14 protein-coding genes (1 of these 14 only partly in view) are annotated in these 22,636 nt (G+C 58.4%); 1 reads left to right on the plus strand and 13 read right to left on the minus strand.

Annotation, left to right across the window (positions count from 1 at the left end; all coding sequences use genetic code 11):
- Positions 1-789: the 5' portion of a tyrosine--tRNA ligase gene (gene tyrS / locus G7K71_RS03430; RefSeq protein ID WP_166343515.1), read on the minus strand. It extends 438 nt beyond the left edge of the window; 789 of the gene's 1,227 nt are visible here — the first part of the coding sequence; its start codon is at positions 787-789; the stop codon falls past the left edge of the window.
- A 162-nt stretch (positions 790-951) separates the two neighbouring features.
- On the opposite strand from tyrS, the gene G7K71_RS03435 reads away from it, so the two are divergent.
- Positions 952-3,342 (plus strand): transglycosylase domain-containing protein, encoded by a 2,391-nt coding sequence (locus G7K71_RS03435; RefSeq protein WP_166343517.1) that lies wholly within the window; start codon positions 952-954, stop codon positions 3,340-3,342.
- Between the two features lie 59 nt (positions 3,343-3,401).
- Here the strand turns inward: G7K71_RS03435 and G7K71_RS03440 are convergent, their stop codons facing one another.
- From G7K71_RS03440 to pheT, 12 genes are all read right to left on the minus strand, one after another.
- Complete coding sequence (locus G7K71_RS03440) at positions 3,402-5,759, minus strand: endonuclease MutS2 (protein ID WP_166343519.1); 2,358 nt, start codon at positions 5,757-5,759, stop codon at positions 3,402-3,404.
- A gap of 188 nt (positions 5,760-5,947) precedes the next feature.
- Complete coding sequence (locus tag G7K71_RS03445; protein WP_166343521.1) at positions 5,948-8,503, minus strand: DUF3656 domain-containing protein; 2,556 nt, start codon at positions 8,501-8,503, stop codon at positions 5,948-5,950.
- An 18-nt stretch (positions 8,504-8,521) separates the two neighbouring features.
- The gene (locus G7K71_RS03450; RefSeq protein ID WP_166345049.1) at positions 8,522-9,478 is read right to left on the minus strand and encodes an NGG1p interacting factor NIF3; all 957 of its coding nucleotides are present in this window, start codon (positions 9,476-9,478) and stop codon (positions 8,522-8,524) included.
- 523 nt (positions 9,479-10,001) lie between these two features.
- Positions 10,002-10,256 carry an SHOCT domain-containing protein gene (locus G7K71_RS03455; RefSeq protein ID WP_207712615.1) on the minus strand — a complete coding sequence of 85 codons (255 nt, stop codon included), beginning with the start codon at positions 10,254-10,256 and terminating at the stop codon, positions 10,002-10,004.
- A 289-nt stretch (positions 10,257-10,545) separates the two neighbouring features.
- On the minus strand, positions 10,546-11,142 hold the full coding sequence (locus tag G7K71_RS03460; RefSeq protein ID WP_166343523.1) for a DNA-3-methyladenine glycosylase: 597 nt from the start codon (positions 11,140-11,142) through the stop codon (positions 10,546-10,548).
- Between the two features lie 8 nt (positions 11,143-11,150).
- Positions 11,151-12,926, minus strand: a complete 1,776-nt coding sequence (locus G7K71_RS03465) for a PHP domain-containing protein (RefSeq protein WP_166343525.1) — start codon at positions 12,924-12,926, stop codon at positions 11,151-11,153.
- 486 nt (positions 12,927-13,412) lie between these two features.
- Positions 13,413-15,146, minus strand: coding sequence for a thiol reductant ABC exporter subunit CydC (cydC, locus tag G7K71_RS03470; protein ID WP_166343527.1), 1,734 nt, complete (start codon positions 15,144-15,146; stop codon positions 13,413-13,415).
- Positions 15,146-16,876, minus strand: coding sequence for a thiol reductant ABC exporter subunit CydD (cydD, locus tag G7K71_RS03475; protein ID WP_166343529.1), 1,731 nt, complete (start codon positions 16,874-16,876; stop codon positions 15,146-15,148). Before cydD ends, cydC begins: the two co-directional genes overlap by 1 nt.
- Before the next feature lie 116 nt (positions 16,877-16,992).
- Positions 16,993-17,997, minus strand: a complete 1,005-nt coding sequence (gene cydB / locus G7K71_RS03480; protein WP_166343531.1) for a cytochrome d ubiquinol oxidase subunit II — start codon at positions 17,995-17,997, stop codon at positions 16,993-16,995.
- Entirely contained in the window at positions 17,988-19,373 is a 1,386-nt protein-coding gene (locus tag G7K71_RS03485) for a cytochrome ubiquinol oxidase subunit I (protein WP_166343533.1), read from the minus strand. Before G7K71_RS03485 ends, cydB begins: the two co-directional genes overlap by 10 nt.
- Before the next feature lie 406 nt (positions 19,374-19,779).
- Positions 19,780-20,043: a cell division protein ZapA gene (locus G7K71_RS03490; protein WP_013821773.1), complete on the minus strand. Its 264-nt coding sequence runs from the start codon at positions 20,041-20,043 to the stop codon at positions 19,780-19,782.
- A gap of 159 nt (positions 20,044-20,202) precedes the next feature.
- Positions 20,203-22,629, minus strand: coding sequence for a phenylalanine--tRNA ligase subunit beta (gene pheT / locus G7K71_RS03495; RefSeq protein WP_166343535.1), 2,427 nt, complete (start codon positions 22,627-22,629; stop codon positions 20,203-20,205).
- Between the last annotated feature and the right edge of the window lie 7 nt (positions 22,630-22,636).

Here is a 22,636-nt window from a genome sequence, read left to right on the forward strand (position 1 = left end):
GTAACGTACCATAAGCTCATCGGGCAGGGACATGGTTTTCCCGTACATTTCCCGGGGCGGCTCATCGATGCCAATGTAGTTCCCCAGGCTCTTGCTCATCTTCTGCACGCCGTCCAGACCTTCAAGAATGGGCATCATGATGGCTACCTGGGGTTCCTGACCGTATTCCCTTTGCAGCGTCCTGCCCATGAGCAGGTTAAACTTCTGGTCTGTTCCCCCCAGCTCGATATCCGCTTCCAGGGCTACCGAATCATAACCCTGCATGAGGGGGTAGAAAAATTCGTGAATGCTGATGGGCAGACCTTCCCGGAAGCGGCGGGCAAAATCTTCCCGCTCCAGCATGCGGGCGACAGTATACTTTGCCGCCAGTTCAATAACCTGGGCAAAAGTAAGGGGTGCCAGCCACTGGCTGTTGAAAACCAGTTTGGTTCGCTCTGGATCTAAAATCTTGAAAATTTGTCTCTCATAGGTGCGGGCATTGGCCAGCACCTCTTTTTCGCTGAGCTGTTTGCGGGTTTCGGTTTTCCCCGTGGGATCGCCGATGCGGGCGGTATAATCCCCCAGAATAATAATCGTTTCGTGACCCAGTTCCTGGAACTGCCGCATTTTTTGAAGCACTACGGTATGGCCAAGATGAATATCGGGAGCCGTGGGATCCAGGCCCAGCTTTACCCGCAATGGACGGCCCGTGGAGAGGGACCGCTTGAGCTTCTGCCCCAGCTCTTCCTCGGAAATGATCTCCGCGGCACCCCGCTTGATGATTTCTAGCTGTTTATCTATACTGAGCATCTTACTTCTCCTTTCCCTTTCCCTTTCCAGGTCCCTACATTATATCAAAACGCAGAGCTCCCTGACAAGGCAGTCTCTTGCCGGACTTGCCGGGGATGGGGGTCAAACTTTGTGCCGGTTATGTTATAATGCTGGTATGAAAGTCAGTAGGAGGCATGCACGTTGGCTAGAAGAAAGAAAAGAAGGTTGAATATCTTTCGCCTGATCATTTCTTTATTCCTGTTGCTCATGATTGCTGGCGGTGTGGCGGCACTTGGGCTGGTTGTCGTCAGCATCAAGGACCTGCCCGCCTGGAGTGAAGAAAAATTGCTCTCCAGTGCATCCACTTCCCTTTACGATCAAAATAAGGAGCTGATCACCAGGGTAGGCGAGGAAAACCGCGTACCGGTAGACCTCAAGGACATACCCAAACATGTCCAGGAAGCCTTCCTGGCCATTGAGGACGTGCGCTTTTACCAGCATCGTGGCGTGGACCTGCGGGGGATCGCGCGGGCGGCCTGGACGGATATTACCGGCGGCCGCATCCAGGAAGGCGGGAGCACCATTACCCAGCAACTGGTCAAGCTGTCTTTCTTGAGCCACGAACGGACTTTTAAAAGAAAGATTCAGCAGGTTATCCTGGCCGTCATGGTGGAAAGGCGCTACACCAAAGACGAAATCCTGGAGATGTACTTAAACAAGGTGTATTTTGGCGAGGGAGCCTATGGCATTCAGTCTGCCGCCGAGACATACTTCAATAAACCAGCCAGGGAGCTTACCTTATCAGAAGGTGCTCTTTTAGCCGGTTTGGTCCAGGCACCCAGCGCCTACAGCCCTTTCCGCAACCCCGAAGGGGCCACCAGGCGACGCAACCTGGTTCTGAACAACATGGCCCGCTACGGGTTTATTACTGCCGAACAGGCGGCCCAGGCCAAGGCCATTCAACTGGATGAGATGCTCAAGCCGGGAAAAGGGCGGCAGTACCCCTATCCCTATTTTGTGGACTATGTAACCGAACAACTGGTCAACAAGTATGGGACAGAACAGGTTTTCAAGGGGGGGCTGCGGGTATACACCACCCTGGACCCGGTAATACAGGAGGCTGCTGAGAAAGCCCTGTCCGACCCGCGCAATTTTCCGGCCTCGGCACGGGACAACCAGGGTATTCTTCAACCCGAAGGGGCTGCAGTGGTACTCGATCCCCATACGGGGTACATAAAAGCCATTGTAGGCGGCCGGGAGCACACCCACCGGCTGCAATGGAACCGGGCAACCATGGCCCCGGGGAGGCAACCAGGTTCCACTTTCAAACCAATCATTGCCTATGGCCCGGCTATTGAATACAAGGGGATGGCCCCAGCCTCGGTAATTGACGACATCCCGGTAAAATACGGCAATTATACCCCCCGGAATTACGACGGGCGTTACCGGGGCCTGGTTACCATGCGTACCGCTATAGCCAAATCCATCAACGTGGTGGCCGTCAGGGTGCTCATGGATCACGTGGGAATTGCCAACGCCCTTAAGTTTGCCCGGGGGCTGGGCATCAACCTCAACCCCAGCACCCACGGCCCCAGCATGGCCCTGGGAGGCCTGCACGAGGGCGTCACCCCTTTGCAGATGGCCGCCGCTTACGGTGCTTTTGCCAACCAGGGCATATACCTGGAGCCCACGGCCATCACCCGGGTGGAAGATGCCAGCGGCCACGTTATTTATGAATACCAGCCAAAACCTGTCCAGGCTATGAGGGCAACCACCGCATACCTTATTACTGACATGCTCAAAACCGTTATAGAAAGCGGCACCGGCACTAACGCCAGAATAGGTCGTCCCGCGGCGGGCAAAACGGGTACCTCAGACCAGGGTAAGGATCTGTGGTTTGCCGGATACACCCCGGAGCTGGTAGGGGTGGTGTGGATCGGCTACGACAAGCCCAGGGCCATGCCCCACGAATTCGGCGGGCGCTACCCGGCCCTTATCTGGCGTCAAATCATGACCCAGGCTCTTAAAAACACACCGGTACGGGACTTCCCCAGGCCCGGGGGGATCGTCAGCGCCACGGTGGACAGCAAATCGGGGCTGTTACCGGGTCCCAATACGCCTCCTTCCGACCTGGTTACCGATCTTTTTGCCCAGGGAACCGTACCCACCCGGGTTGATGATACCCATGTGCTGGTAGAAGTATGTGCCACTACCGGTCAGCTCCCCAATCAGTATTGTCCGGACCGGATCACTAAAGTGATGATCAAACTGCCCTATAACGTACCCAGCTTTGTCGAGGACTATGCCCAGCGGGTACCCACGACGGTCTGCACGCTGCACACAGCCGAAGAACCGGCACCACCTCCGGCGAGCCCGGGTCAACCAGACCAGCCGGGCCAGCCCGGACAACCCGGAGAGGTAATTCCGGCTCCGCCCGGCCAGCCCAATCCGCCGGGCCAGTCCGACACGGGGTTAAACCAGCTTCCGGAACCACAGGGACAAAAGGGAAACGGCCAGGGACCGGTAAGGGTGCTGAGGGAAGAAATTAACCCCGGCCTGGATTGGTTCCGCAATAAAAAGTGGGCCGAATAAGAGAACAAAAAGTCAAGGGGCCGTTGCTGCCGGATAACAGCCGGCCCCCTTACCCTTTATCAAACCAGCTCCACAACGGTAACTCCCGCACCCCCTTCACCATGTTCGCCCAACCGGAAGGATTTTACGCGCCGGTCTGTTTTCAGCTGCTGCTGGATGGCGGCCCGCAGGGCTCCGGTACCCTTGCCGTGAACCAGGTAGACCCGGGATAACCCGGCTAAAGTGGCATCGTCCAGGTACTTCTCCACCTCCTGCAGGGCTTCTTCGGCCCGCAGGCCCCGCAGGTCAAGCCTGGTGGAAATGGAGCGGGTTTTATCCTGTACCAGTGAAGCCACCCGCACCTCCCCCCGGGAAGTCTCATCTTCTGCTGGCAAGCGCAGTTCTGCAAGGGGAACATTGATTTTGATCATACCTACCTGTACCTGTACCTCCCCTGCCTCCGGCAGGGCCACCACAGTACCCCGCTGGTTAAAGCGGGGCAAAAAGACCGTTTGACCCACGCTCACCGATTCGGGAATCACACCCGGCTCCGGCTTAGGGCGAGGAGCCCCGACCTGCAGGCGCTCCTGCATTCCCGCCAGCTTCTCCCTGGCCTCCCGGATGGCCTCCTCCCGTACCCTGGCCGCTTCATCGGCCAGCCGCGCCCGCAGTTCCCTTATGGCCTCCTCTGACTCCTGCCTGGCCCGTTTAACGAGCTGCCGGGCCTCTTCCCGGGCCCGGGCCAGAATGCTTTCCCGCCGCGCTGCCAGCTCATCCCTTAAGGCCCGATACCGTTCTTTCAAGCCTTCTGCCTCCTGCCGCATGCGCCGGGCCTCTTCCAGCTCCCGTTCGGCCTGCTGGCGGGCTCGTTCCAGTTGTTGCATGAGGTCGGCCACCTGTACTTGCTCTGCGGTCATGAAGCTCCTGGCCCGCTCGACCAGGTCCGGGGCAAGACCCAGCCTGCGTGCAATCTCAAAAGCGTTGCTCGAACCGGGCTTGCCAATCAACAGCCGGTAGGTGGGTTTCAACGTGACGGCATCAAATTCCACGCTAGCGTTCTCCACCCGTTCCCGGGCATAAGCAAAGTTCTTTAATTCGCTGTAGTGGGTGGTGGCCACGGTCTTGGCGCCCATTTCATGCAGCCTTTCCAGGATGGCCTGGGCCAGGGCCGCCCCTTCGGCTGGATCGGTACCGGCGCCCAGTTCATCCAGGAGAACCAGGCTGCCCTGGCCGACCTGGTTTAAAATTTGTACAATGTTGGTGAGATGAGAAGAAAAGGTACTCAGCGATTGTTCAATGCTCTGTTCGTCCCCGATGTCTGCAAAGACTTCATCAAAAACGCCCAATTCACTACCCTCGCCGGCGGGGATGTGTAAGCCCGACTGGGCCATCAGGGCAAGCAGGCCGACCGTTTTTAAAGTCACGGTTTTTCCGCCGGTGTTGGGGCCGGTGATAACCAGGGTATCAAACTGGTAACCCAAGTGAATGGATATGGGAACCACGCTGCCGGAGAGCAACGGGTGCCGGGCCTGCCTTAAATTTAGCCTGGGCGCCGGGAGCAACCGGGGCTCCACGGCATCCAGATGCTCGCTGTAACGGGCCCGGGCCATGATAAAGTCCAGCTGCCCCAGGGCCTCCAGGGACAGGGCCAGCTCCTCACCCCTTGCCGCCACGGCGCCGGAAAGCTCGCCTAAAATCCTGGCGATTTCCTGTTTTTCCGCCACCTGCAGGCGGCGAACCTCATTGTTGCTTTCCACCACGGCCATGGGCTCGATGAAAAGGGTGGCGCCGCTGGCCGACTGGTCGTGAACTATTCCCGGAACCTGGGCCCGGTATTCCTGCTTCACGGGCACCACGTAGCGCCCTTCCCGGATGGTCACTATCGGGTCCTGCAGGTACTTCTGGTAGGCAGGGGAACGGACGATACTTTCCAGCTGCTCCTTCACCTGCTGCTGGGCGCGCTGGAGCCGGCGCCGGATGGTGGACAGGGCAGCGGAGGCGTCGTCGGCTATCTCCCCTCCGGGTAGAATGGCCCTGGTGATTTTTTTCTCTAATTCTGTAAAATTACCTATGGTTAAGGCAATTTCTTCGAGGAGAGGATAGCGCCCCGGGCGTTCGGTAAAAAACTTCCTGATGCGCCGGCAGGCTCCCAGCGTTTGGCCTGTTTCAAAGAGTTCCTGGGGTTCCAGCACAGCACCCCGGACAACCCTCTGGAGGTACTGGCGAATGTCATGCCACCCTCCGAACTCGGTGCCGGGCTCAAGACGCAGGAGATCCCTGGCCTGGGTGGTTTGGGCCAGCATGGTATGAATGGCCTGCCTGTCCGTTACCGGGCGCAAGGAGAAGACCCGTTCCCGGCCGAGGGGAGAAATGGTGTACCGGGCCAGGTGTTCCAGCACTTTGTCGTATTCCAATCGTTTTAGTGTGCGCTCATCCATAGTTGATCCCCTATTATCATAGCACTTCCGTCAGTTAATTGCACCCTAGAAAATAAAGGCTAAGGTCTTGCTAAGTTTGGCATCTGCTCGGCTCAATGTCGCTCGCTTACGTGCAGAACGGCAGCGAGTTTCAACTTCTCTTGGTGACTGAAAGCGTCATGGGTGTCTACTTAAAAGTTAAGGGGGGGTTATTCCACCCCCCGGTAGTAATGGCCCCTGGTGAGGCCGGCGGGACTGTATTGCTGCAGGCGTTCCCGCAGCCGGGAAAGCTCGCCGGCATCCCCGGCCGGATTCAAGGACAGGGCCCGGCGGTAGGCGTCCACGGTGACCCGGGCATACTCCGCTCCCCGCCCCCGGGCATCAATGCGCAAAGAGGCCACCCCGATCTCCACGAATTTATGCACCTCATCCACCAGGCACAGGTCCCGGGAATTAAACAGATGCATGCGGCAAAACTGATCCACTTCCAGGGGGAAAACGGCCCCCACCCGGTCCTTCAGGGCACAGCGCCGGCCCTGGCAGGGGCCTGCGCAGTTGCGGCCGGCAGCCAGGCCTCCCAGAAGGCTCCCCAGGGCGCAATACCGGGAAACCATTAACTCCACCGCCCCCTGGACCAGGACCTCGGCGGCAAAATGACCGCCGCTCACCAGGGCGGTCACCTGCTCCATGGTCAATTCCGGGGAAAGGGCCAGCTGGACGGCACCCTGGTCTAAAAGATAAGCGGCGGCACGAAGGTTGAAAACATTAAAGGCCAGGTCAGCATACAAGGGCAGGCCCGTGCGGGCCACCCGGTCAATCAGCCCGAGGTTCCCCGCCAGTACGCCCTTGGCCGGCAGGTTTGCGGCCAGATCCAGCAGCCGCTCCACGGCAGCCATTTCCGGGTCATGGATTATCCGGGGCGTGGAAAGGATAAAGCGAACGCCATGTTTTTTGCAGATTTCCGCCCCCCGGCGGATTTCCTCTTCCCCCACGGGAGGCCCGGATCGAAAACTTTCTCCCCCAAAATAGACTTGATCCGCTCCGGCAAAAACGGCGGCCTCCAGGGAAGCCAGGTCGGTAACCGCTATGGAAAGCAAAGGCCGCTTGCCGGGAGACCAGCCGGCGGGCAGGGCCCGGCCCGTGGCCTTCACCCGGGCCCCCGCCAGCCTGCGCGCAAAGACATCCTCCGGTAAGGGAGGTGCCGGCCGGGCCGATTTGATAATGGCCGCCTCCATCTCCTCTATGGCCCGACGACGGGCCTCGTTAATTTCACCCACGGGCACAATGACATTATCGTCCAGATCGCAGCGCACATCCTTCAAGGCAAAGGGGGTATTCCCCAGGCGGTCGAGCTGTTCTTTTAAAAACCCGGGGGTCAGGGGTCTTTTGACCGCCGGCTGAGCGGGAGTAAGGCCGGTTCCCAACCCGCTGTGCCCGGCACCGTCCTCGACCCGCACCCGGAACGGCTCCCCCAGCCGGACTCTCACGTGGAATGTCACCGGGCTCTTGCGCACCTCCCGGGGGGAAGCAAAAGTAGCCCGGGCCCGTTCCATTAAAAACGCATCGTGGGTTTTGAACAGGCGGTCCTGGGGCCGCACCTCCCGGGGCAGGGAAATCTCCACCACACTACCGGCCGGGGCCTGTTCCACCTGCCGACCCTTCTCCCAGATGGCATGCACTTCCACACCCACCCGGCCGCCCCGGCTCACCCAAACCTCCACCCCGTCCCCCACCCGCAGGGGCTCCTCCAGGGCCACTTCCGCCCGGCCGGTACCGGGATGGTAGCGAACCACCCGGCCGAGAAACAAACCCCGGTTGTTGGGCCGCTTATAACTCATCAGCTCGTATCCGGGACGGTTAAAGAAATAGCCGGTAGTAAAATCCCGGTTGAAAATCTGGGCCAGATCCCTGGCCTCTTCCGGCGTAATGTAAAAATCCTCATCCACCATGGCCCGGTCGATGAGGTTCCGGTAGACCCGCACCACTGTAGCCACGTACTCCGGACGTTTCATGCGCCCCTCAATTTTAAAGGAGTTGATGCCGGCGTGGATGAGATCGGGCAGGTGTTCCGAGAGGTTGAGATCCCGGGGGCTTAGCAGGTACTCCCCAACCTCCCGGGGATCCACCACCGGTCGCCCTTTTTCATCCACCAGGGTATAGCGCAGGCGGCAGGGCTGGGCACAGCGGCCCCTGTTACCGCTGCGGCCGCCGATCATACTGGACAGAAGGCACTGGCCGGAGTAACAAATGCAGAGGGCACCGTGGATGAAAACCTCCAGCTCGGCGCCGGTAGCCTCCTTGATATCCCTGATCTCTTTTAAACTCATTTCCCGGGCCAGCACCACCCGCCGGAAACCCAGGGCCAGGAGTTTTTCCACCCCCGCCCGGTTGTGGACGGTCATCTGGGTGCTGGCATGCAGGGGCAACTCGGGAAGCACCTGCCGGGCCAGGTTCGCCAGCCCCAGATCCTGCACGATCACCCCGTCGGCCCCGGTCTGCTGCAGAAAATGGAGAAAGCGAGCCGCATCTTCCAGCTCTTCATCCGACAGGAGAATATTGACGGTAACGTAGACCTTTACACCCCGGATGTGGGCATAATCAACGGCCCGTTGCAATTCCTCGCGATCAAAATTGGCCGCACCCTGCCGGGCGTTATACAGCTTGCCGCCCAGGTAAACGGCGTCGGCACCATTTTGTACCGCCGCCACCAATGCCTCCCAATCACCGGCTGGGGCCAGCAGTTCGGGTTTAGACGACCGGGTCAAAGGCTGCTCCCTCCAATGCTAAGACCGGCGGCTGAATCTTAAAAGCCCCGCGCAGGGGATGATTTCCACGCCCCTGGCCTCCAGTTCGTCCAGAAACAGGTTCATGCCCAGGGAATCGCTGGCCATGTGGCCGGCAATGATCACGTTGATGTGGTTTTTCTCCGCCTCTTTGCGGTGCTTTTCGCCCATATGCATGACCAGAAGCGTTCCCACCCCGGCCTGGGCCAGCTTGGCGTAGGCATCCTCCGAGCCGCTGGTGCCCCCGGTCATATCCACCATGATCTTGCCGGCACGGCGTTCCCTGGCTCCCACCACAATGGTCGGGCCGGCTTTATATTTTATGGCCTCCCTGTATTCGGGCTGTTCTTTGAGCAGTTTTAAAACATCCCCCAGCGTTTCCGGCTGCTTTTCATCCATCAGCTTCTGCAGGTAGGAAGCCACCAGGTTATCGGCGGCCGTGTGCACGCTCATGAAAGCCAGCCCTAAAATCCGGGCGGCATCCACGGCCCGGTTATGGTTCAAGGGCAGGATGCCCCGCTTGACCTCGGCAATCCGGGAGGACATGATTCCCTCGGCCACGTTAATGGGCACGCCAAAGCGGGCCAGCACATCCTCCTGCAGGTGCATCACCTGGTAGAGGGAGGCCATGGCCTTCCCTTCCGGGTGATGGGAGATGATCAGGTCCACCGGTCGGCCCTTTTCCCCCAGGCGGTCAGCCAGCAAAACTTCCCCCACTTCCATATCAATACCCACCAGCACCCGGCGCACTTCCCTTTCCGGGTCACCCACCAAAACGCGGGTGTCATCGTAGGGGTTGACCAGCCGCTCCAGGTCATATTCCTCTTTCTCATCTTCCTTCATTTTTTCGTACTTTTCCTTTTCCCGGGCCAGGAATTTTTGCACGGCCTCCAGGCCGCGGGGGTCGCTTTCCATACCTTTGGCAATAGCCAGTTCGTAAATTTCCCGGATCTTCATCTGCATCCTCCTGTTCTTTATATTCGGGGTCTTCTATATTTATCTTTCCAATGGCGCTTAACAAAAATCTCCCGGCTTTAATTGCCAATTTCCTTACGGCTATTTTGTGAACCAACTTAAGTATCATTTTAATACCCCAAAAATTCTTGGCAGTTTCTAAACTTCGCCCTGACCGTGGTAATTTCCTGCGTTAAAAAAGCCGGGCGCATAATTAAAAGCGCCCGGCCTGGGAGGTCTTAGCTGTTATGAGGCATCATAGGGGAAGAATCCGCGGCCAAAGAACAACAGGATCAGAATCAGGAAGAGGATGAAGGAGAATCGGCCATAGTAATAGTAACCGGGATCGGGAGCCATATGTTTTCCTCCTTTCTTCTGAGGGTTATCAGCTTTAATACAAGGTATGCACAGCTACTGGTAAAATGTTCCATGACACAGAAGATATTTTCTATATGTATGGCATGTCAATGGAAAGGATTTCATACGGCTCCCGTAAATACAATATCCCGTCGTAGACACCCTCTACTTATTCTTTACGCAGCTCTTCTTTCAGCCGGTGGTATTCTTCAGCAGAAATTTCCCCCCGAGCATAGCGCATTTTTACAACTTCCACTGGATCCGGACCGGTTGTTACCACATTGTTTTTGTTGCGCCGTTCCCACAAATAAAAGCCCAGGTAAATTAAACCTAAAAGAAGGGCCAGGGGGAGGAGCATGTACAGCAACATAGCCAGACCCCAGCCAAGGTTGCCAAGCCAGTTGCCAAATCCATAGTGCATCATTTTTTTCTCCCTCCTTTGCTCATTTTAATGCGCGGGAAGGTATAGCCACCCCCGCGCGGGTTCTGGCTTAGTATGGAAACATCCACTATCAGCAGGCTAACGCCTTTATTATTCTTTCCTTAGAAGCCACCTATCATGCCGTCCATCATGGGACCCATGCCGTATTGGTTATGAAAATCCCTCATGTACTGAAAGTGCTGGCGCCAAGCCCTGGCCTGATCCGGTGTTATCTGACCACTTTGCTCAGCCTGGTCAACCCAGAATGTTAAAAAAAAGCCGGCTAGCGCAATCATTTTTTTGAAACGTAAGCACTGTCCCGCAGATAGAAACGCAAAGGCAAATCAGATCCTTCTTTTATGCCGATGCGGGTGGTGGTGACCACCGGGAGAGGTTTCCCCTCCCCCCGGCAGAGGAAAAGCGGGCCTTTAGTTAAATCGCAACCGTTATGCTCCCGGGTGATGCCCATGGCCTGTACCAGGCGGGCCGGCCCGCTGCATAACTCGGCCAGTTTTTCCCGCCCCCGCCTGGCCCGCATGAGCTCAATCCCCGCCACCGGCTCCAGGGCCCTGATGAGCACCGCCTCCCCCACCCCTTCTTCCCGGGTGACCACGTTAAAGCAGTAGTGCATGCCGTAAATAAAATACACGTAGGCATGGCCGGGCGGGCCAAACATCACCCGGTTCCGCGGGGTCATCCCCCGGGAAGCGTGACAGGCAGGATCCCCCTGCAAATAGGCCTCCGTTTCCACAATCAGGCCGGCCGTCAAGCCTTCGCCGCTGTCATGAACCAGGTAGTGCCCGAGCAACTCCCGGGCCACCAGAACGGTATCCCGCTCGTAAAAAGAGCGGGGCAGGACCAGTGAGAAATCGATTGTCTTTTCCCCCATACTACCCCCTACTGCTTCCCCAGCAGCTTTAATAAATCCGGCAGGTCCAGGGTGTTCACCACATCCTCCGGACCCAGCCAGGCCCGGCGGGCCACGGCCACCCCGTAGGGTATCTCATCCAGGCGCCTTAAATCGTGGGCATCGGTATTCACGGCCAGCTTCACGCCGTAGTCCCGGGCCAGGCGGGCATAGTGCTCGTTGAGGTCCAGGCGGTCGGGAGAAGAGTTGATTTCCAGGATCTTCCCGTATTTTGCCGCCGCTTCCAGGATTCTTTCCACGTCCAGGGCGTAGGCCTCCCGCTCGCCCAAAAGGCGGCCGGTGGGGTGCCCGATAATGTCCACGTGCTCATTTTCGATGGCCTGCAGGACCCGGCTGGTCAGGGTCTCTTTATCCTGGCGAAAACCGCTGTGCACCGAGGCCACCACCACGTCAATTTCCGCCAGAACCTCGTCGGGAAAGTCAAGACCGCCCCTGGCCAGAATGTCCACTTCAATCCCCGTGAGGATGCGAAAGTCCTTCTCCTTTTCGTTCAGTTCCTTTATCAGGCTGTGCTGTTCCTGCAGGCGCTCCAGGGACAGGCCCCGGGCAACAGTAAGGGAACGGGAGTGGTCGGTAATGGCCAGGTAACGGTAACCCTTCTCCTTGGCCCGCTGCACCATCTGGAGGATGGAATTGGCCCCATCGCTCCAGTCGCTGTGTACGTGCAGGTCACCCTTTACGTCCTCAACCTCTAAAAGCCGGGGCGGAACCCCTCCGGCGGCCAGTTCCACCTCTCCCCGGCCTTCCCGCAATTCAGGCGGCACGGGCCATAACCCCAACCGGCGGTAGATGTACTCTTCCTCCCGTGGCAGGGGTGCCCCGGGAACCGGGGGAACGGGGGCGGGAGCATCTTCAAGGACGGGCTCATCATTGCCCGAAGGAAAATCTGCACCAGCCAGTCCCCGCATATCCAAATGATAGCCCCTTTGGGCGGCCAGGGCCTGTAACTGGCGCCAGTGTTCGGCGCTTCCCGTAGCCCACAACGAGGTAGCCCCGTAGGCCGGCAAGCCAACCACGCGCAGTTCCACGGGCACCCCCCACCAGGTCTGGACCCGCATCCTGTCACTCTCCCGCACCAGCACTTCCCTTACCCGGCGATATACCGCCAGGGCGTTCAACAATGGCTCCGGATCTTCAGCCGCGGCCACCAGCAGGATTTCATCGACCGTTTCCTGCCAGCGCCGGATTCCGCCCGCCACTGTTACCTTATACACACCTGGGGTATCCTGAATGTAGGAGGCCAGCTCACCTGCTATTTCCCGGGCCAAAGGCAAAAGGATGCGCCCCCGCCGGCTGCGCACCAGTTCAATGCTGCGCAGGATTTCCTGCTCGGTTTTGACCCCCATCCCTCTAAGAGCCCGTACTTTTTTCTGGCGGGCCGCCTCTTCCAGCTCAGCCAGGGAGGTGACACCCAGCTGTTCGTGTAAAAACCGCGCCCGTTTCGGTCCAATGCCCGGCAGGGCCATCACTTCCAGAATTCCCGGAGGCCATTTCCGGCGGAGCTCCTGCAGTTTTTTCATCTCACCGGTAGTAATTAACTCACCAATCTTGGCCAGGATGTTTTTGCCGATCCCCGGAACCCTGGCCAGGGTACCCCGCCGGTACAGCTCCACAACCGGTTCTTCAAGGCCGGCGATCACTTTCGCCGCCCGGCGGTAAGCCCGGATTTTGAAAAAAACCTCGCCCTCAAATTCCAGAAGATCTGCCAGCTCCCGGAAGGCCCAGGAGATTTCCATGTTTTGCATGTTCCATAACTCCCCAGAAAGCAACGGCTGTATTTAGCTGACCGTTCCAGCATTTTTTACTCCGACATATTTACCATACCAGGAAATTTTCCTTCCGGCAAACCGTAATTGGTTTGTCCGTGTCAAGCTCCAGTAGGTGTCTCGTTCGTATTAAGATTCAGTAGGTAACTCTGTACTCGCCTGCCGTTTTGCACGCGCTCGCTCCGTTCGCCTCGCAGGCCAAACTAACACTCGACCTCGGACTCCGGCGGGGTTCCCGGCCCATTCGGCATCCATGCCTCAGGGGCCGGCCTCGGGCATCCATGCCCTCGGCCCCGCCTCCGCCCTCGGTCTCGCTAAGTTTGGCACCTGCTCGGCTCAAGGTCGCTCGCTTCGTGCAAAACGGCGGCCATTTTATCCGCTGTTAGTGGCGCTGAATGCGTCATGGGCGCCTACTTAGGTTTTTCAGTTGCACCTGGCTAAATTTTTGACACATATATAAAAACTTTACCCGGCCAGGACCTGGTGCTGCAACTCCCACAGGCGGCGGTAGAGTCCATTGTGCCGCAGAAGATTCTCGTGCCGCCCCCGTTCCACCACACGCCCGCCATCGAGAACCAGAATCTCGTCCATAACCTCCAGACCCACCAAGCGGTGGGTGATTACCAGAGTGGTGCGCCCCTGCATTAATGAATAGACGGCATCCATTACCTCCCGCTCCGTTACCGGGTCAAGACCGGCCGTAGCCTCGTCCAGCACCAGGATGGGCGCATTTTTCAGCAGGACCCGGGCAATGGCCAGCCGCTGGCGCTGACCGCCGGAAAGTTTAAAGCCCCCTTCCCCTACACAGGTATCGTACCCCCGGGGAAGGGTTTGAATAAAATCGTGAATTCGGGCCCGACGGGCAGCCGCAATGAGTTCCTCCTCGCTGGCTCCAGGCCTGGCCAGCAGGAGGTTTTCCCGGATGGTGGCGTTGAAAAGGTGGGTGTGCTGGGTGACCACCCCCAGCAGGCGCCGCAGATCCTCCGGGGAATACCTCTTAAGCTCGTGTCCCCCCAGGTAAATGACCCCTTCCCGGTAATCCCAGAAGCGCAGGAGCAGGTTTACTATGGTGCTTTTCCCCGCCCCGCTGGGGCCGACAATGGCCAGGCGCCCCCCTGCCGGCAGTACGAAATCCACCCCGTCTAAAACATAGGGTTCGCCTTCGGTATAGCGGAAGCGCAGGCCCTCCACCCGCAGGCCGTACCCCTCAGGAGCGGGCGAGGTTCCGGGCGGCCCGGCAACCACCGGCCCCGTGTCAGCAAGGGACAAAAGCCTTTTTCCTGCCGCCAGGCTTTCCTCAAGGTGCTGAAAAACCATGGGCAGGGGCAGAACGGCTTCGAAACTGCTCAGGGCTCCCAGGGCCAGCACGGCCAGGTAGATCCCGTCCAGCTTACCCCCGGCCACCAGGGAAATGGCCAGCAACAGGATCGACCACAGGGCCAGGTTCATGGCCAGGCTCAGGGTGGCATTGGAAAGCCCGCCAAGACCGGCCACCCGTCCCTGCAGCTCCAGCAGCTGCCGGCCCAGCGCCCTGACCCGTTTCTTTTGCCGCTCTTCCTGGCCAAAAGCCACAATCTCCGTCATCCCACCCACGACGTCCACCAGATAGGCGTTAAGTTCTGCCCTGACCTCCACCATCCGCCAGCCCAGGCCCCTGCTAAACCTCCTGTTTAAAAGGGGCGCTACCACACCGGCAAACAGGTAAAACCCCAACAGGATCAAGGCCAGCCTGAGCTCAAAGCGGGCCAAAAAGGCAAAGGTTCCCGCCAGCACCATCAGGGCCACCAGCGTCGGCGCCAGCACCCGCAGGTAAAAGCGCTCCAGAGTTTCCACATCGGCCACCATACGGGCCAGGAGGTCGCCGTCGCGGTAATCCACCAGCCCGGCTGGAGCGAGAGGTTCAATGGCCTGGTAAACCCATGTGCGGAGGCAGCCCAGCACCCGGAAGGTGGCATCATGGGTAAGATAACGTTCCAGGTAGCGGCACACCGCCCGGGAAATCCCGCAGACCCGCACCCCGGTGGAGGCCACAAGTAATTCCGATACCGGTGGATGCAGGGCGGCACTGGCAATTAAAAACGCCGCGGTAACCATCAGGGCGACGCTGCTGCCCACGGTTAAAAAACCCAGGATGACCCCCAGGAGCATGGCCTTCCAGTGTGGGGCAATCAAGACCAAAAGGCGGATAAAAACTCCCATCACTGGACACCTCCGTAGGCGCTGACCAGGCGATGGTATACTCCCTGCCGCTTTAGCAGTTCCTCGTGCTGCCCTGTTTCCACCACCCGCCCTCCTTGCAGGACCAGGATGCGGTGGGCCCGGTAAACGGTGGCCAGGCGGTGGGCAATAACCAGCACCGTGCGCCCCGCCATCAGGCTTTCCAGGGCCTGGTGGATCAGTTCCTCCGTGGCGGGGTCCAGGGCGGCAGTGGCTTCGTCCAGAACTAATAAGGGGGCATTTTTGAGAAAGGCCCGGGCTATAGCCAGGAGCTGTGCCTGCCCGCCGCTCAAGCGGATCCCCCCTTCGCCCACCGGGGTGTCATATCCCCGGGGCAGGCCCTGGATAAAGCTGTGGGCACCGGCACGCTTTGCCGCAGCCATCACTTCATCCAGGGATGCCTCCGGGCACCCCAGGCGGATGTTCTCGGCTATGCTCCCGTAGAAAAGGTAGGGATGCTGGGGTACCAGGGCTACATAACGCCGCCATTGATCCGCGGGAATCCGGTCCAGGGGGACGCCGTTCACCGTAATCTGGCCGCCCTGGGGCTTTATAAAACGTAAAAGCAGGCTGGCCACGGTGCTCTTCCCCGCCCCGCTGGGCCCGACCAGTGCCACCCGTTCCCCGGGTGCCAGGTCAAAAGAAACATCTTCCAGGGCGGGATGTTCTTTATCACTATAGGTATAGTACACCCCTTCAAAAGCCACATGCAACCCGGCGCCCGGCGCCAGGTGGACCTCCCCGAAGGACCGTTTCTGAGGCAGGGGAGTCTCCAGAATTTCAAATATGCGCCCGGCAGCACTGGCCCCGGCCATACCGGCATGAAAGTGGGTGCCCAAAAGTCTTAAGGGCAGGTAGAATTCCGGGGCCAGGAGCAAAAGAAACAGGGCCTCTTCATAGGGTATGCGCGCGTAGACCAGGCGCAGGGCTACCGTAACCGCCACCAGGGCGGTACTGATGGTGGCCAGGAACTCCAGCACCAGGGCGGAAAGAAAGGCCACCCGCAATACACCCAGGGAGGTTTTCCGGAAACGATCGCTAATCCGGGCCATGACCCGGGCCTGGGCCTTGCTCTGGCCAAAAATTTTCAAAGTAGTGAGACCCTGCAAAACGTCCAGGAAGTGGGCACTCATCCGGCTTAAAGTTTCCCATTGCTGAAGGGTGAGGGTCTGGGCCCACCCGCCGATCAGGTACATAAATAAAGGAATGAGGGGAGCGGTAAAAAACAGAATAAGTCCCGCCGTTAGATCTATGGGAAAGACAAACCCCAGTATGGCCAGGGGGACCAGAGCGGCCAGGGCCAACTGGGGCAGGTAGCGGGCGAAATAGATTTCCACCGCTTCGACTCCCTCCACCAGGAGATTGACCAGTTCCCCGCTGTGCTCCCCCCGCACATAAACCGGACCCAGGGCCAACAGATGCTCCAGGAGACGCTGGCGCAGGTCGTATTTGATCCGGGCGGCCACCCGGAAAGCCATAACTTCACTCACCCAGGCCAGCACAGCCCGAAAAATAATGACCCCCAGGAGGGCCAGTAGCAAGAGCCATACCCCGCTTAAGTCCTGCCCCTCGAGAAAAACCCGGTTCACCACCCGGGCGAGATATCCCGCCTGTACCACCGCTAAAAGGCCGGCCCCCAGGCCCAACCCTACGGTCAGGGCCAGCAAAAAACGTACTGCCCGGGCCTCCCGCCAGAGCCTTTTATCCACCACTTTTAATTCACTCTCCCCCTCAAGTTGAACGAAAAGGCTCAAACTACCTCTATGTTAATGTTAAAAATAGACGGGGCGGATTTAACTCCGTCCCGTCTGGGCTTTTTTAGGGGCGTTCAGTACTCCAGGTGCTCCTTGCCTACCCGGTGGCGGAATACCCAGTACGTCCAGCCCTGGTATAAAAGCACGACGGGCACCAGGATCAGGGCCACGATAGTCATCATCTTGAGGGTATAGGGGCTGGAAGAGGCGTTGTAAATGGTCAGGCTCCACTTCGGGTTCAGGCTGGAAACCATTACCCGGGGGAAAAGGGCGCTAAAGAACGCCACAGTTGAAAAAACAATGGCCAGACCGTTGCCCACAAAAGCCAGACCGTAACGGCCGGTGCGGGAAAGCCAGTAAGCAGCCAGCAAAAACACCACCGCACCCCAGGAGGCAACCGCAGCACCCGCCCTGCCTGCAAGGCCGATTTGACTATAGCTTAAGAACACCAGGAGAACAAGGGCCGGTACGGCCACGGCTCCTACCCGCACGGCCGCCCGGCGGGCCCTCTCCTCCAGTTCCCCCCTGGTTTTGAGGGCCAGGAACAGGGCGCCGTGGAGGGTAAAGAGCAGGAGCGTCACCAGCCCTCCGGTCAGGGTATAGGGAGACAAAAGATGCCAGAAGGTACCCACGTACTGCATCTGCTCGTTTATGGGCACTCCCCGGATCAGGTTGGTTATGGCCACGCCCCACAGCAGGGCGGGCAAAAGGCTGCCCGCAAAGATCAGCCAATCCCACAGGCTGCGCCAGAATGGGCGGTCATCCTTGCTGCGGAACTCAAAGGCTACCCCCCGCACAATCAGAGCCAGTAGCATCAAGAATAGGGCCAGGTAAAAACCGCTGAAAAGGGTGGCGTACCAGTGGGGAAAGGCAGCAAAGATGGCCCCGCCGGCGGTGAGCAGCCACACTTCGTTGCCGTCCCAGAAGGGGCCGATGGTATTGATGAGCACCCGGCGCTCGCCGTCGTCCTTTCCCAAAAAGGGCAGCAAAATGCCCACGCCGTAATCAAAACCTTCCAGGAAGAAGTAGCCAATAAACAAAACGGTGATGAGAACAAACCAGAGAGCGTTCAAGTCCATAATGACACCCCCTTAACATCCTCCACCGGTGGGATTGCAGGCGTTTCGCCGGGTCCTTCTTTCACCGCTCTGGCGATGAGGTACACGTCCACCACCGCCAGAACTCCATACAGCAAGGTAAAAGCAATCAAAGTAGTTAACACGGCACCGGCGGAAACCGCGGGAGAAACAGCCTCCTCCACCCGCTGGAGCCCGTAGACGATCCAGGGTTGGCGGCCCACTTCAGCCATATACCAGCCGCTGGTGTTGGCAATGTAGGGGAGGGAAATGCTGAACAAGAGCGCCTTTAAAACCAGCGGCTTTGTTTCCAGCCTCCCCTTTTGCCACAGGTACAGGCTCAGAAAGGCGAGCAACAGCATCAACGACCCGGCGGCCGCCATGATGCGAAAACTCCAGAAAACGGAAGTTACCGGCGGTATGTAGTTGCCGGGTCCATACCTGTCTTCGTACGCCGCCTGAATTTCCTTGATTCCCTTGACCTCTCCGCTGAAGGAATTATAAGACAAAAAGCTCAGCAAGTAGGGAATCTGGATCTCAAAGGGGTTGGCCTGTTGTTTCTCGTCAATTACAGCCACCAGGTTCATGGGAGCCGGGTCCCGGCTTTCCCACAGGGCCTCTGCCGCGGCCATCTTCATGGGCTGGGATTTAACCAGGTGCTGCCCCTGGAAGTGTCCCACCGTAACCACCAGAAGGACGCTGATAACGCCGAAAATCAGGCCGAGCCGGAAAGAGCGGCGGAAAAAGTCCAGGTGGTTCTTGCGCAAGAGGTGATAAGCGCTGATGCCCATGACGAAAAAGGCGGCGGTGGTAAAACCGGCCAGAACGGTATGGGGATACTGATAGAGCACATGGGGGTTGGTCAGTAAGGCAAAGAAATCGGTCATTTCCGCCCGGCCGTTGCGGATCACGTAGCCCACCGGTTCCTGCATAAAGGAGTTGGCCACCAGGATCCAGAAAGCCGAGAGGTTGGACGCCAGGGCCACCAGCCATATGGCCGCGGCGTGGAGGGATTTGGAAAGTTTATCCCACCCAAAGATCCATACGCCCAGAAAGGTGGATTCAAGGAAAAAGGCAGCCAGGGCTTCAACCGCCAGGGGTGCACCAAAGATATCACCTACGAAGCGGGAATACTCCGACCAGTTCATGCCGAAATGAAATTCCTGCACGATCCCGGTTACCACTCCCATGGCAAAGTTAATCAGGAAAAGCTTCCCCCAGAACCGGGCCATTTGCTTGTATGTTTCATTACCCGTCCGGACGTAGATGGTTTCCATGATGGCCACCAGCACCGAGAGTCCCAGGGTCAGGGGGACAAAGAGGAAGTGGTAAACGGAGGTAATGGCAAACTGCCACCGGGCCAGCAAAAGCGCATCCATACATTTCCCCTCCCTAATTAATTAACTACTTGCTAACTACTTGCTCTGCCAATAAACCACCTTTCCAATAACGTAAACCGGAACCCTTTGAAGTCCCACCCCCTCCACTTGACGGGTAACCCGGTAAGTCCTAAAAGAAACGATTATATATACTCTTTAAGTATACTTTTGACGTCCCAATTCCCCTTTAATCCATGGTGGTTGAACGTTGAATCTTTGGACACACCGGAAGCAATGGAGCTGCCGACTAATAAGCGAGGTTAATAGTAACCAATTCTATATTATATACCCGACTAGTATAGATTTACTTTATTATAACCTCCCCTGGTAGGTCTGTCAAGTTTTTCCCTAAACTAAAACCGCCTGCCATATAAGGATGGCAAGCGGTCAATCCCAGAGCCAAAGCCTATTTTGCTTTTCTGTCCATCTCCAAAAGTTCGGCCAGCTCGTCGTATTCCTTCTGCAGTTTCATCAGTTCATCGGCAATGTTTAGGGCAGTGAGCAGTGCTGCTTTAGACAACCCCAAGCGAGGGTTGCGGGTAACTACCTGGCGTATTTTCTTATTGACGTATTGAGCCAGCATACACAGGTATTCCTCCGGTTCATCGCCCTTTAAAACATAGTATTCGCCAAAAATCTCCACCTCGACCCGGGTTTCCTGCTTGCCCATAGCCGTTTCCCCCTGGTTTTCAAATTCTTACTCTTTTCGGCGTTGACCGGGGAAACTCCTGCCAGTGCGACAATTTTTCTGTTGTGAATACCTGATCTGCTCGGCTCAATGTCGCTCGCTTCCGTGCAAAACGGCAGTGACGCAAAGCGTCACAGGCGTCTACTTTCTCAACTCAGCTCCCAGCTCTTTAACCAGGGCGGTAGATATGACCTCGGTTTGTGCAGCCACTTCCGCATCGGTCAGGGTGCGGTCGTCAGCCTGGAAAAGCAGGGAAAAGGCCAGGCTGCGGCAACCCTCCCTCACCTGCTCTCCTTCATAAACATCAAACAGTTCCACCGATCGCAGCAGATGGCCGCCGGCCCGGCGAATCACCCGCAGCACATCTGCAGCCGTAACTTCTCGGCTCACCACCAGGGCTATATCCCTCTTCACGGCGGGGAAACGGGGCAGGGGACGGTATTGGGGCGGCTTACCAGCCAGGGCAAGCAACGCGGCCAGGTCCACCTCAAAGGCACACACCCGCACCTCCAGCTCATATGCCTCCAGCACATCGGGGTGCAGCTCCCCCACTATCCCCAGCGTTTTCTCCTGCGCCCTGATCCGGGCGGCGCGACCGGGATGGAAGGCGGGGTTTTCCTTTTCCCTCTCGAAGATCAGGCCGGGCAGGCCCAGTTTTGCGGCCAGCATTTCCAGAACCCCTTTGAGGTAATAGAAATCCAGGGGAGTAGCCGGCCGGTTCCACCCCGCGGCCCCCTCGCCCATGGCCGCCGCGGCCAGCATCGGGCGTTCCTCGGGAAGGGCTTCCCCGCCCCGGGGAAGGAATACCCGGCCCACCTCAAAAATGGCCCCGCTGGTTACCCGGCGGTTGAAATTGCGCTCCAGCACCTCTAAAAGGCCGGGCAGGAGCATGGTGCGCATGACCGATTGTTCCACGGAAAGGGGGTTTTGCAGTTTCAACGTATGGCGCAAGGGGCTGTCCGGTGGCACTTTAAACCGGTCAAATACCGCGGGATTCACAAAACTGTACGTAACCACCTCGGTCAGGCCGCACTCCACCAGCACCTCTTTTAATCGCTTGAGCAGTGACTGCTCCTTTGTCCTCGCTCCCCGGGTGGTGGCCCCAAAGGGCAGGGTGGCCGGTACCCGGTCATAACCGTACAGCCTGGCCACTTCTTCGATTAAATCGATTTCCAGGTTGATGTCCACCCGGTAGCTGGGCACGTTTACCAGCAGGTCCTGACCGGCGTCCTGTACCGTAAAGCCGAGCCGGGCCAGGAGGTCAGCCGTCTCTTCCCGGGGAATGTCCGCCCCCAGTATGTATCCCACCCGCTCGGGACGCAGGATGATGGGCTTTCTGGCCACCGGGGAGGGGTAATTGTCCACCGCACCGGCCACCACATCCCCGGCACCAATTTCCACCAGCAGGGAGGCAGCCCGGTTGGCGGCAGCCAGACATCCTTCCAGATCGATCCCTTTTTCAAAACGGGTTGAAGACTCGGAACGCAGGCCCAGGGCCCGGGATGTGCGGCGGATACTGGTGGGATGGAAGTAAGCCGATTCCAGCAGGACAGTGGTGGTATTCTCCGTGACCTCGGTATCCAGCCCTCCCATGACCCCGGCCACGGCCACCGCTCCACCGGGATCGGCTATGACCAGCATTTCAGGTTCCAGGTGCCGTTCCGACCCGTCCAGGGTAACGATTACTTCCCCCGGATGGGCCCGGCGGACAATGATGTGGCCGTCCCTCAACTTATCGTAGTCAAAGGCATGCAGGGGCTGGCCCAGCTCCAGCATGACATAGTTGGTAATGTCCACGATATTGCTGATGGGGCGGATGCCGGCGGCCCGCAGGCGTTCCTGCATCCAAAGGGGTGATGGTCCCACCCTCACATTGGTGAAGAGACGGGCCACGTAGCGCCGGCAGAGCACGGGCTCCATAATGTCCACCCGCACCCTCCCCTCAAGGGAGCTGCCCGGTATTTCTTGAATTTCCAGCCGGGGGAAACGTAGGGGCTGCCTCAATAAGGCGGCCACTTCCCGGGCTACACCAATCATGGACAGGCAGTCGCCCCGGTTGGGGGTAAGATCCAGCTCAAAAATGACATCATCCAGCCCGAGGACCGGCCGGATATCCAACCCCAGGGGGGTATCTGCAGGGAGGATCATAATTCCGTGTGCCTGGTCGGCGGGCATGGTTTTGGGGTCAAGACCGAGCTCCTGGCCGGAACATAGCATACCCCGGGACTCCACCCCCCGCAACCTGGCCCGCTTGATTACCAGCCCCCCGGCCAGCCGCGCCCCTTCCAGGGCTACGGGAACCACGTGCCCTTCCCGGACGTTGGTAGCACCGGTAACGATCTGCCGGGGCTCCGGCTCACCGGTGGCAACCAGACAAATCACCAGCTTATCGGCATTGGGGTGAGGTTCTATTTTGACAATGCGTCCGGTAACCACGTTGCTGATCTCTTTTCCCGGCTCCTCCAGGCCTTCCACGGCCAGACCGGCCATGGTCAGCCGGTCGGCCAGTTCCGCCGGGCTGATGGGTATATCCACATATTCTTGCAGCCATTTAAACGAAACCCGCAAAGCTTAA

It is taken from the genome of Desulfofundulus sp. TPOSR (assembly GCF_011393055.1).
Lineage (GTDB): Bacteria > Bacillota > Desulfotomaculia > Desulfotomaculales > Desulfovirgulaceae > Desulfofundulus > Desulfofundulus kuznetsovii.

Coding starts and splice junctions, on each gene's coding strand:
- G7K71_RS03440 (WP_166343519.1), bottom strand. CDS start 5,759: ATGGATGAGCGCACACTAAAACGATTGGAATACGACAAAGTGCTGGAA.
- G7K71_RS03450 (WP_166345049.1), bottom strand. CDS start 9,478: ATGAAGATCCGGGAAATTTACGAACTGGCTATTGCCAAAGGTATGGAA.
- G7K71_RS03455 (WP_207712615.1), bottom strand. CDS start 10,256: ATGATGCACTATGGATTTGGCAACTGGCTTGGCAACCTTGGCTGGGGT.
- G7K71_RS03460 (WP_166343523.1), bottom strand. CDS start 11,142: ATGGGGGAAAAGACAATCGATTTCTCACTGGTCCTGCCCCGCTCTTTT.
- G7K71_RS03465 (WP_166343525.1), bottom strand. CDS start 12,926: ATGCAAAACATGGAAATCTCCTGGGCCTTCCGGGAGCTGGCAGATCTT.
- cydC (WP_166343527.1), bottom strand. CDS start 15,146: ATGGGAGTTTTTATCCGCCTTTTGGTCTTGATTGCCCCACACTGGAAG.
- cydB (WP_166343531.1), bottom strand. CDS start 17,997: ATGGACTTGAACGCTCTCTGGTTTGTTCTCATCACCGTTTTGTTTATT.
- G7K71_RS03485 (WP_166343533.1), bottom strand. CDS start 19,373: ATGGATGCGCTTTTGCTGGCCCGGTGGCAGTTTGCCATTACCTCCGTT.
- G7K71_RS03490 (WP_013821773.1), bottom strand. CDS start 20,043: ATGGGCAAGCAGGAAACCCGGGTCGAGGTGGAGATTTTTGGCGAATAC.